The sequence below is a fragment of the Hornefia butyriciproducens genome (assembly GCF_009695915.1).
Classification (GTDB): Bacteria; Bacillota; Clostridia; order Peptostreptococcales; family Anaerovoracaceae; genus Aminicella; species Aminicella butyriciproducens.
In genome coordinates, this window is the sequence record NZ_VUMZ01000003.1 from 158,051 (window position 1) to 169,635 (window position 11,585).

The 11,585-nt window shown below is 52.2% G+C and carries 10 protein-coding genes; 8 read left to right on the forward strand and 2 right to left on the reverse strand.

All coding sequences use genetic code 11. The features are described from left to right. Positions 1-46: 46 nt before the first annotated feature. A complete protein-coding gene (locus FYJ64_RS04460) occupies positions 47-1,480 on the reverse strand; it encodes a TrkH family potassium uptake protein (RefSeq protein WP_235897109.1) in 1,434 nt (477 codons plus the stop codon). 50 nt (positions 1,481-1,530) lie between these two features. Then, positions 1,531-2,880 (reverse strand): Trk system potassium transporter TrkA, encoded by a 1,350-nt coding sequence (gene trkA / locus FYJ64_RS04465; protein WP_154574029.1) that lies wholly within the window; start codon positions 2,878-2,880, stop codon positions 1,531-1,533. A 96-nt stretch (positions 2,881-2,976) separates the two neighbouring features. Here trkA and FYJ64_RS04470 point away from each other — a divergent pair, with 96 nt between their 5' ends. From FYJ64_RS04470 to hslU, 8 genes are all read left to right on the forward strand, one after another. Beyond that, the gene (locus tag FYJ64_RS04470; RefSeq protein WP_154574030.1) at positions 2,977-3,816 is read left to right on the forward strand and encodes a Cof-type HAD-IIB family hydrolase; all 840 of its coding nucleotides are present in this window, start codon (positions 2,977-2,979) and stop codon (positions 3,814-3,816) included. 320 nt (positions 3,817-4,136) lie between these two features. Next, a complete protein-coding gene (locus FYJ64_RS04475) occupies positions 4,137-4,307 on the forward strand; it encodes a hypothetical protein (protein ID WP_154574031.1) in 171 nt (56 codons plus the stop codon). A 257-nt stretch (positions 4,308-4,564) separates the two neighbouring features. Further along, complete coding sequence (locus tag FYJ64_RS04480; RefSeq protein WP_154574032.1) at positions 4,565-4,897, forward strand: YraN family protein; 333 nt, start codon at positions 4,565-4,567, stop codon at positions 4,895-4,897. A gap of 14 nt (positions 4,898-4,911) precedes the next feature. Continuing rightward, positions 4,912-6,522, forward strand: coding sequence for a YifB family Mg chelatase-like AAA ATPase (locus FYJ64_RS04485; protein ID WP_154574033.1), 1,611 nt, complete (start codon positions 4,912-4,914; stop codon positions 6,520-6,522). Then, positions 6,510-7,370, forward strand: a complete 861-nt coding sequence (gene dprA, locus FYJ64_RS04490; protein ID WP_154574034.1) for a DNA-processing protein DprA — start codon at positions 6,510-6,512, stop codon at positions 7,368-7,370. The genes FYJ64_RS04485 and dprA overlap by 13 nt, the downstream gene beginning before the upstream one ends. Before the next feature lie 118 nt (positions 7,371-7,488). Beyond that, a complete protein-coding gene (gene topA, locus FYJ64_RS04495; protein WP_154574035.1) occupies positions 7,489-9,549 on the forward strand; it encodes a type I DNA topoisomerase in 2,061 nt (686 codons plus the stop codon). Between the two features lie 11 nt (positions 9,550-9,560). Then, positions 9,561-10,100 (forward strand): ATP-dependent protease subunit HslV, encoded by a 540-nt coding sequence (hslV, locus tag FYJ64_RS04500; protein ID WP_154574036.1) that lies wholly within the window; start codon positions 9,561-9,563, stop codon positions 10,098-10,100. A gap of 16 nt (positions 10,101-10,116) precedes the next feature. Beyond that, positions 10,117-11,562, forward strand: coding sequence for an ATP-dependent protease ATPase subunit HslU (gene hslU / locus FYJ64_RS04505; protein ID WP_154574037.1), 1,446 nt, complete (start codon positions 10,117-10,119; stop codon positions 11,560-11,562). Positions 11,563-11,585 lie beyond the last annotated feature (23 nt).

Here is an 11,585-nt window from a genome sequence, read left to right on the forward strand (position 1 = left end):
GGGCGGTTCGCCGGTCGGCGACACCTCAGCCTCCTGCCGCTCCGGATCAGGCTTTGTTAGAGTTCCAGTAGTATGGTGAGAACAGCATGAAAACAGTGAACAGCTCTAGTCTTCCTGCTATCATCAGGAATGACAGCACGATTTTGGAAAAATCGGAGAACTGACTGAAATTCATGGTCGGTCCAACCAGGTTGAAGCCCGGTCCCACGTTCCCCACACAGGTCACGACGGCCGAGACCGTGGTGACCAGGTCAAATCCGTTGACGGCGATCAGAAGCGAGCCGACGAAGATGGTGGCAAAGTAGAGGAACATGAAATTCGCGATATTGGTGGCGATTTCCTGAGTGATCTGCCCCCGGTTCAGCTTCAGCGTAGTCACCTGACGGGGATGGATCTTCAGCGAGATCCCTCTGCGGATCAGCTTGATGGAAACCAGGATACGGACGATTTTCGGACCGCCGCCGGTGGACGAGGAGGAGGCGCCCAGCATCATCAGCAGAAAGAGCAGCATCTTCGCGAACGTCGGCCACACGTCGAAATTCGTCGTCGCAAAGCCTGTGGTCGTAATGACTGATGCGACCTGAAAAGCGGAATCCGTCAGGCTCCTGAACGGGTCGTGATAGCCGCCCGCCGCCAGAAGGTCGATTGCGATCATGACGGTGAATGCGATGATGATTCCCATATATGCTCGGTATTCCTCATCCTGAAAGGCTCTGCGGGGTCTTCGTATCATGACAAAGAAGAGATTGAAGTTGGTTCCGCATAAAATCATGAAGATGGTCAGCACCCAGTATATGTATGGACTCGCGAAGTGGGCGACGCTGTTGTTGTAATTGGAAAATCCGCCTGTTCCGACGGTGCCGAAGGAATGAATCAGTGCGTCGTAGAGCGACATGCCTCCGAACATCAGCAGTATGGCCAGAACGACCGTGAAAATTATATATAGCAGGTACAGTCTGCGGGAGGTGTCAGAAAAGTGCGGAGTCATCTTATCGAGTGTCGGGCCGGGGGTTTCACGGCTGGCGATCATCATTCCCTCTACGCCGATGGACGGAATAATGGCTGTTGCGAATACAATTATCCCCATGCCGCCCAGCCAGTGGCTGAAAGAGCGCCAGAACAGAATGGATTTCGGCAGAGCCTCGATGTCGCTGAGAATGGATGCTCCCGTAGTGGAATAGCCGGAGCACATTTCGAAGAAAGCATCCACAAAACGTGGGATGGCGCCGGTGATGACCATTGGCAGAGCGCTGATGAAGGACGCAATCAGCCAGCACAGAGCGACGATCAGGAATCCGTCCCTCGCCCTGACGCGGATTCTGGCCGGCGGGAAAAGCTTCATGATGGCTAGTCCGATCAGCAGACACAGAGCGATAAGTACAACAAAACTGATGGCCGCAGCGACCTCCCTGTAAATCACCGCGGTGACCAGAGAGGGAAGGGCGCAGAGGCCGATCACAAATAATAATATGCCCATCATACTGATTAGATTTTTCATATTAACAGACATATCTTCTTATTAACTCCCGATTATTTTTTTGCCTTCATCAGTTTTTCCAGCTCGCCGAGGCCGGAGAGCAGACTGAAGAAGGTGACTCTGTCATTTTGTTCAATAGTGGTGTTCCCGTCGGGGATGATGACTTTGCCGCCTCTGTGAATCGCGGCGATCAGCACGTCCTTCGGAATCTCCAGCTCATGGATGGGAACCCCCAGCATACTCATGCGGGAGGTTGCGATAACCTCCAGAATCTCCGCCTGGCCCTGAATCAGCAGGGAGGACAGAATGCGCTTGGAACCCTGGATATAACGAAGGATATTGCTGGTGCTGATGTCCAGCGGATTCAGAACCATATCCACGCCCATCTGTTCGATTAAGTCTTTATAGTTCTCGTGGCTCACCTTGGAGATGACATCCGCTATGCCGTGCTGCTTCGCGGTAAGCGCCAGAAGCAGGTTTTCCTCATCGTAACCGGTGGCCGTGACAAAGGCGTCCATATCATCCAGGTTTTCCTCCTCCAGAAGGCTGATATCAGTACCGTCTGAGTGGAGAACCATCACGTTCTTCAGGTTGGTGGAGAGGTAGTGGCACCGCTCCATGTCGCGTTCCACGAGCTTTACGGACGCGCCGAATTCCTGCAGACGATCTGCAAGGTAGAATCCTGTTTTGCCGCCGCCGATGATCATGACCTTGTGAATGTTGGTATATTTTCCGTGTTCGTGAGTCTTCTTGTGAATCTCGGAAATCCGGTCCTTGGCGCCGATGGCGTAGATGAAATCTCCTTCCTTAACCTCATCGTCGCCGTGAGGGACGATGACCTTACCGTTGCGGGAAAGCGCAGCAATCAGAACGTCGGGAAGAACCTCATGGATATCCGGCATGGTCAGACCCACCAGAGCGGGAAAACGCCGGGTAGGAAATTCCGTCATGGCGATTCCGCCGCTTTTGAAAATTCCGTTGCTCAGTGTGTACTTTTCCGCCAGGTATTTGTAGATCTCCACGGTGATGGACATGTCCGGATTGACGATGTGGTCGATGTCCATCGCATCCTTGATGAAGTCGAACTGATTCATATGCTCCGGGTCGCGGACGCGGGCGATCACATGATGGCATCCCAGCTTCTTGGCAAAGGAAGCGATGATCATGTTCGTCTCGTCGCTGGAGGTCACAGCAAGCAGGTATTCAAAAGACTCGATGCCGATATTCTTCAACACGGACAGCCTGCGTCCGTCGTCGTTGATGGTCATGACATCGAGTTGCTGTGAGAGCTTCTGCAGTACATTTGCGTTTTTATCTATGATCGTAATGGAATAATCACCGCCGATCAGGGCCTCTGCCACGCAGGTTCCCAGCTTGCCGGCGCCAACAATCACTACATTCATGTTTTTCTTTCCTCCCGGATAACCTTTCTGATTACAGTATGAAATATTGTAATACCGAAACTTTAATTTTGCAACCCCTTTTGATATAATGGATTCATGAAACAGAAAAGCGGAAAAGAAATCAGAATGATCGCGTTGGATCTGGACGGAACAACGCTGACCGGCAGGTCGGAAATCTCGCCGCGCACCGTGGAGGCGCTTCATCGGGCCATGGAGCAGGGGGTTCATATTGTAATCTCCACCGGACGTCCCTGGTGCTCCCTTCCGGAGGCAATTTTCGGCATCGACGGTCTGGAATATATGATTACATCAAACGGGGCTGTTATTACGCGCATATCCGGACGGGAGCGGATTTACGAGAACTGCAACGAGCCTGCGGCCGTGGAAAGAATCGTGGCACTTCTGCGGGGGCGGGGATTTTCTGTTGACGCCTTTACGGACGGACAGGCCTATATCGGTGCGGCGGAGTACCGGGAGATGAAGGAAAACGGGTGCTCCTTCCGTGACGCGGATTATGTGCTGCGGACGCGGCGGCCGGTGACGGATATTTTTGATTTTATGCTGGAGCACAAAGCCAGGCTGGAGAATATCAGCATCGTATTTCGCCGTGAAGAAGACCAGAAGAAAGTCATGCGTCAGCTTGCTGCGATGGACGACATCACCCTGACATCCTCATTCCATAACAATCTGGAAATCGGCGGCCCCACCACCAGTAAGGCTGATGCACTCCGTTTTCTGATGCGGCGGCTTTCCATTGATTCAGACCGGCTTCTGGCATGCGGGGACAGTCCCAACGACAGCAGAATGATCGAGCTGGCCCGTATCGGTATCGTGATGGGAAACGCGTCAGAGCATATGAAAGCACGGGCAGATTTTGTAACTGATACAAATGATAATGACGGAGTCGCCAAGGCGATTGAGAAATTCGTGCTCTGAGAACTGATGCTTCACGCACCTTATATAACACAGATAAAACGTTCATCAGACTGAAATGCGAACTTAATGCTTATACGATGCGGATATAATATGTGCGGAACGATTGTCCGTCAGATGCCGTCTGTTCATCGGGTATCGACGGACTATTGACGAAATTATTAGCAAAATTCCAAAAAATATTGACCATGATTAAAAAATGTAATAATATTAATGATAAGCAGTGACTGCCCATTAAGTCCCTGTCGGACTCAATGGGCGCTGCCGGCGGTTTTTCTGTGGCGCCGCGGTGTATTGATGACGAATGCTGAAAGGGGGATAAAATGAAGTACGCAACGACTGCACTGGTAATTATGCTGATTGTTAATATCGCAGCGCTTCTGAGTACGACGGTTCTTTCGGGGAAAGCTCTGTTCGGGGCATATCTGGGGCTTACAATGTTTAATGTTGTCTACATCACAATATCGTTGAATTTTGTCAGAAAGAGAAAATAAAAGACAGGAGCCTGCGTCCGGGAATCCGATTCCCGGGGAACAGGGTAAATAATGAATAAGGAAATGATGTTTTACGGCTGCCGGCTGAGGCGGCCGTTTTTTTGTGCACGGACAGGTGTCATATTGTTTACGGTGCGGCAGCGACAGTACTTCGGACAGAATTTTAATCTTTTGTAAAATTCGGTACAGGGGTGTTGACAGTATATGGTAAAAATAGTAGATTGAGGTTACGGGAGACGGGGTAGAAAGGGGAAACCATGACAGATAAAAAATTGCTGGGTACCGGCGGCGAGAATTTTGCGGCCGCAGTGCTCTATGCTCAGGGGTATGATATTCTGCAGAGGAATTTCCGGTGCCGGATCGGGGAAATCGACATCGTCTGCAGAAAGGACGACTGTATCTTCTTTGTAGAGGTAAAGACGAGGACATCTCTGATCGGAGGTCGTCCGGCGGAGGCGGTGGATCCGGGAAAGCAGAGACGGATGAGAGGCGTTGCGAGTTATTATCTGATGACGCACGGTCTGGCAGACTGCAGGGTGTCGTTTCAGGTATTCGAGATCATGGTCAATCAGATACGGGACGCATTCTGAAAGGAGGAAGACAGATGCTGTCAGTTATCAGTACCGCTGCGCTTCATGGTCTGGACGCAGTTGCGGTAAATGTGGAAACAGATATCACTAACGGTTTGCCTGTCTTTCATATTGTGGGACTTGCGGACGTCGGCGTCAAGGAGGCGCGGGAACGGATACGGTCTGCTGTCGTGAATTCCGGATGCCGGATGCCGACGGCGAGGATTATCATCAACATGTCTCCGGCGGATGTGCGGAAGAGAGGGACACATCTGGATCTTCCGATGGCCATGGGAATTCTGGCAGATACCGGGCAGATTCTGGCGGAGGAGACGAGGGGCTGTGTGTTCATCGGCGAGCTGTCGCTGGATGGAACGATTCGCAGAGTGAACGGAATTCTGCCGATGCTGCTTCAGATGGAGAGACTCGGATTCCGGAGTGCGGTCATTCCGCAGGGAAATCGCAGGGAAGCGGGTCTTGTCCGCGGTATCGACCTTTATCCCGCATCTCATTTGAGAGAGGTTATCGATCATTTCAATCTGGCGGCGCCGCTTCCGCGGATCGGGAAAGATGAGCGGCAGTTCCCGGACGGAGAGGAACCCGGCGGACCGGATTTTGTCGATGTCAGAGGACAGGAATATGCCAAGCGCGCCATCGTTATTGCGGCGGCCGGCGGACACGGTCTTCTGATGACAGGCAGTCCGTCCACAGGCAAAACCATGCTGGCAGAGCGGATTCCGTCAATCCTTCCTAGGATGAACTATGAAGAGATTCTGGAGGTGACTCGCATCTATTCGGTGGCAGGGCTGCTGGATGAGAAACTACCATATATAATGGTGCGGCCGTTTCGCAGTCCGCATCACAGTATTACTCCGGCTAGCCTGGTGGGAGGCGGAGCGGTACCCGTACCGGGAGAGATTACATTGGCGGACAAAGGCGTCCTATTCCTGGATGAATTCGGGGAATTTGATCGGGGAACAATCGATATGCTGAGGCAGCCGCTGGAGAACAGAAAAATCGAGATCTCGAGGCTGTCGGAGCGGTTTGTGTTTCCCGCAGATTTTCTCCTGGTGGCGGCCGCCAATCCGTGCCGGTGCGGATACTACGGAGACGAAGAGCATGAATGCAGGTGCACAGCCAGTGAAATTGAGCGTTACAGAAGCAGAATTTCGGGCCCGATTATGGACCGGATCGATCTGCATATCACGTTGAGAAATGTGAGGTACAGGGAACTGACTGGCGGCACATCTGTAACCTCTGCGCATATGCGGAAGCAGGTGGAGCGCGCCCGGAGGATTCAGGAGGAACGTTTCAGGGGAACGGACGTTCAGCGGAACGGTCAGCTTGACAGCCGGACGGCGGAGCAATTTATCCGGTTTGATGAGGAAGCACAGTCGCGTCTCGGAATGCTGTATGACACATATGCGCTGAATCCGAGAACCTTTCTGAAAATACGGAAGGTCGCAAGGACCATTGCGGATCTGGAAGGCGCTGTGCAGGTTCGCTGGGAACATATTGCAGAGGCGGTGCAGTACCGGGAGGAGCCGCCGGGACGAAGGTCAACTGTGACGGAAACTGTCTCTTCAGCCGGAGAGCAGGCCGGAAAGGGGAAGCGGAGAGGAGGCGCGGAAGGATGGACAGAGTGACTGTGCTCCGGAAAGGAGATCCTGAAATCCCGAGGAGACTGACGGAAATCCGTGACGCGCCGGAAATTCTGTACTGCGACGGAGATGTTTCTCTACTCCGGTCCCGATGTGTCGCGATTGTGGGGAGCCGGAAATGCACGCAGTATGGGATCAGTGTCGCCCGGGCGATTGCCCGGCGCTGTGCGGAATGCGGACTGACCGTCGTCAGCGGAATGGCTCTGGGGATTGATGCGGCGGCACATCAGGGCGCGCTGGAGGCAGGCGGCCGGACAATCGCTGTTTTTGCGTGCGGACCCGATGTATGCTATCCGAGAGAGAACCGCAGAATAATGAAGGAAATCCGCGACCGCGGATTGATTTTCAGTGAATATCCTCCGGGAGAAAAACCTGCGCCGTATAAATTCCCGATGAGGAACAGGATAATAAGCGGGATTTCCGAGGCTGTCGTCGTAGTAGAGGCGTCCTATCGCAGCGGTGCACTGATTACGGCCGAGTTTGCGGAGGAGCAGGGCAGACAGCTTTACGCTGTACCGGGCAACATAACCAGTCCTGCCAGCTTCGGATCCAATCAGATCATCGCAGAGGGCGTTATGCCGCTCCTCGTGATTGAGGAACTGATCCGCGGTCTGGGAATTGTCCCGGAAAATTCGTCAGAAATCCGTGAGATTCTTGGTGAAGATGAAAAAAATATTTTCGATCAGATCCGGAAACATTCTGAACTCACAAGTGACGAGCTATGCCGTCTGACCCTGCTTCCACCGCAGAAAATCAACGGTATTATTACTGTGCTTGAAATGAAGGGACTGGTGGTAAGTTCAATGGGAAGAGTATTTGTGAACAGAATGTGAATAATATTTCAGTTGACACAGAGAAACAACTGTGAAAAAATGAATATTGAGAATATTTGACGTAAAACGGATTTGTGTTATAATACGAATCGTTTATCAAATATTTTTTGGAGGAATAATGGCGAATAGTAAGAAAACGTTAGTGATTGTTGAGTCGCCATCCAAAGCGAAAACGATTGGAAAGTACCTGGGTTCCCGTTACCGTGTCATAGCATCGGTGGGGCATGTCCGGGATCTGCCGAAGAGCAAACTCGGCATCGACGTGGATCAGGATTTTGAACCGCAGTACATTTCCATTCGCGGAAAGGGCGACCTGATAAAGGAACTGAAAAAAGAAGCGAAAAAAGCATCGAAGGTGTATCTTGCCACGGACCCTGACCGGGAGGGGGAAGCGATTTCATGGCATCTGGCATATCTGCTGGGGATTGATCCCGACAGTCCGTGCAGGATTGAATTTAATGAAATCACCAAATCGAAAATCAAAGAAGCGATCAAGCATCCGCGGCCGATAAATCAGAACCTGGTGGATGCTCAGCAGGCCCGGCGAGTGCTGGACAGGCTGGTAGGCTATCAGATCAGTCCGCTGCTCTGGCGCAAGGTGCGCAAGGGCCTGTCGGCGGGACGCGTTCAGTCGGCGGCGCTGAAGATTATCTGCGACAGAGAGAAGGAAATTCGGGATTTTGTGCCGCAGGAATACTGGACCATCAGTGCGGAGTTTGAGCACGATCCGGTTTTTTCCGCCAGACTGCATTCCAGAAATGGAAAAAAACTTGCGATTGGAAGCCGGGAAGAAAACGACGCGATTCTGAAGGAACTCGATTCCGGCATATATACGGTTTCTGCGATTAACAAAAAACCGCGGAGCAAGAAGCCCTATGCGCCTTTTACGACCAGTACGCTGCAGCAGGAAGCGTCCAACAAACTGAACTTTAACACCCGCAAGACGATGATGATTGCGCAGCAGCTTTATGAGGGCGTGGACGCCGGAAAACGGGGCACCATCGGTCTGATTACATATCTGAGAACCGATTCTGTCCGTATCTCTGCAGAGGCTCGGACTGCCGCGGCCGGATTCATTACAGCAAAATACGGAGAGCAGTATCTCGGGAACAACGTGTTCTCCAACAAGAAAAAAGATATTCAGGACGCCCATGAGGCGATCCGGCCCAGCATCATCGATCTGGAACCGGACGAACTGAAGGATCAGCTGTCGAGGGATCAGTACCGCCTCTACAGACTGATCTGGAACCGCTTTATCGCCAGCCAGATGAAGCCCGCTCAATATGACGGCATGCAAGTGGACATCAGGAACGGAGAGTATCTCTTCAGAGCGACGGGAAGCAAACTGATTTTCGATGGTTATCAGAAGGTCTACGGCGGTGGAAATGATGAGGATCGTGACCGGATTCTGCCTGAGCTCGCAGAGAATGAAGAACTGAAGCTGCAGAAGGTCGGCGGTGAGCAGAACTTCACACAGCCGCCGTCGCGGTTTACGGAGGCGAGCCTGGTCCGGGAACTGGAGGATCGGGATATCGGGCGCCCAAGCACATACGCTCCCATCGTCGGTACTCTTTCGGAACGGAAGTACGTCAAACGGGAGAAGAAAACGCTTGTTCCCACAGAACTGGGATTCATCGTCACCGATCTGATGGAACAGTATTTTCATGAGATTGTGGACGCCGGCTTTACCGCGAGCATGGAGGATAAGCTGGACGATGTGGAGGCAAAGGGTACAGAATGGAAATCTCTGATTCGGGATTTCTACGGCCCGTTCAAGCAGGAACTGGACAAGGCGGATGAAGCCATTGAGAAGGTTGTTGTGGAGGATAAGCCGACCGGAGAGTTCTGCGAACTCTGCGGCAAGCCTCTTGTCATAAAGGCCGGCCGGTACGGCGACTTTATCGCGTGTTCCGGATATCCCGAGTGCCGCAATACGAGACCGATTGTGAAGACGATTGGCGTCAAGTGTCCCCGGTGCGGGAAGGATATCGTGGAGAAACGAAGCCGGAGGGGAAAGATCTTTTACGGCTGCAGCGGCTATCCTGAATGTGACCAGTCTTACTGGAACAAGCCGGTAAATAAGCAGTGTCCCAAGTGCGGAAGCCTTCTTGTGGAGAAGGTGAGCAAGGGAGAGAAAAAACTGGAATGCTCTAATAAGGAATGCGACTACAAAGAATAGGGAGTGGAAAAATGCAGCAATTACACGCAACGACGATCTGTGCGGTGCGCCGCAGCGCAGATGATGTGGCAATCGGCGGCGACGGACAGGTAACGATGGGCGAAACGGCGATCATGAAAAACGGCGCTGTGAAAGTAAAGAAAATTTTTAAAGGGAAGGTTTTGACCGGATTCGCAGGTTCGGTGGCTGATGCCTTTTCTCTGACTGAGAAATTCGAGAAAAAGCTGGAGGAGCACGGCGGAAACCTCAAGAGGGCTGCCGTCGATCTGGCACAGCTCTGGCGCGGAGACCAGGGAATGAGAAGTCTGGAGGCCCTGATGATCGTAGTGGATCGGGATCAGATGCTGATTATCTCCGGCAACGGCGAGGTAATCGCACCGGATCAGGACTTTGTCGCTATCGGCTCCGGCGGAAATTATGCATATTCTGCCGCGAACGCGCTGTTCAACCATACAGATATGAGCGCTGAAGAAATTGTGCGGGAATCGCTGCGCATCGCATCGTCAATTTGTGTCTATACCAACGACCACATCACGGTCGAAAAACTGTAAAAGGGGGATTGCAGCAATGACTCAGAAGATTCAGAGCATGACGCCGAAGGAAATCGTCGCCGCGCTGGATAAATATATCATCGGGCAGGATGAGGCGAAGAAATCCGTCGCGATCGCCCTGCGGAACCGATACAGAAGAAGCCTTCTTCCGGAGGAAATGCGGGAGGAGATCACGCCGAAGAACATCCTGATGCAGGGGCCTACCGGCTGCGGAAAGACCGAGATCGCCAGGCGGCTGGCGAAACTCATGAAAGCGCCATTTGTGAAGGTGGAAGCTACCAAATTCACGGAAGTCGGTTATGTGGGCCGGGACGTGGACTCTATGATCAGAGATCTGGCAGAGGCCTCTATGCGGATAACTAAAGCCGAGAAGATGCAGGAGAAATATGACATCGCAGACGGCATCGCAGAGGAGAAAATCATTGAGGCGATCATTCCGGGCGCGCACAAAGGAAAGGAAAAGACAAACGAATCCAGAAATCCTTTTGATTTTCTGATGAACAGCGGAGGCTATCCCAGTCAGAAACAGCTGTATGAGGAAAGCCAGCGGAAGAAGGAGCAGGAGGCGCCGGAATCCTCGGATGTGGAGATGGCCCGCGATCAGGTGCGCCAGCAGCTGCATGACGGCCTTCTGGAGGAACAGTTTATTGAAATTGAGGTGAACGATACGCCGAAGGGAAATCAGCTCGACATGAGCAACGAGGGCATGAGCATTGCCATCGGAAATATATTCGGCGATATGATGCCACAGAAAACAAAGAAAAAACGTGTACGCGTCAAAGAGGCGAGGAAGATCCTTCGGGAACAGGAGGCTCAGAATCTCCTGGATATGGATCAGGTGACGGATGAAGCTCTGGAGAACGCAGAGCAGAACGGCATCATTTTCATCGATGAAATCGACAAGATCGCCTCGGGCGGCCGTTACACATCGGGCGCAGATGTTTCCAGGGAGGGAGTGCAGAGAGATATTCTGCCCATCGTCGAGGGAAGCGTCGTTAACACCAAATACGGGCCGCTGAAGACCGATCACATTCTTTTCATCGGTGCCGGCGCGTTTCATACATCCAAGCCGACGGATCTGATTCCGGAGCTGCAGGGACGGTTCCCGATCCGCGTGGAACTGAATAATCTCGACAAGGAGGATTTTGTCAAGATTCTGACGGTACCGGAGAACGCGATTACCAAGCAGCATCAGGCGCTGCTGTCCACAGAGGGAATCAATCTTGAGTTCACTGATGACGCCATCGATGAGATTGCAGAGATGTCCTTTCTGATGAACGAGCAGAATGAGAACATCGGAGCCCGGAGACTGCACACGATTATGGAGATTCTGCTGGAGGATATTTCCTATGAGATTCCGGAGCCGGACGAGAACGGCAAAATCATCATTGACCGGGCCTTTGTACAAAACAAGTTTAACGACACCATCCGCAGGGATGATGTTGATAAATATATTCTTTAGTACTTTTTTAAAGAATGGGAGAC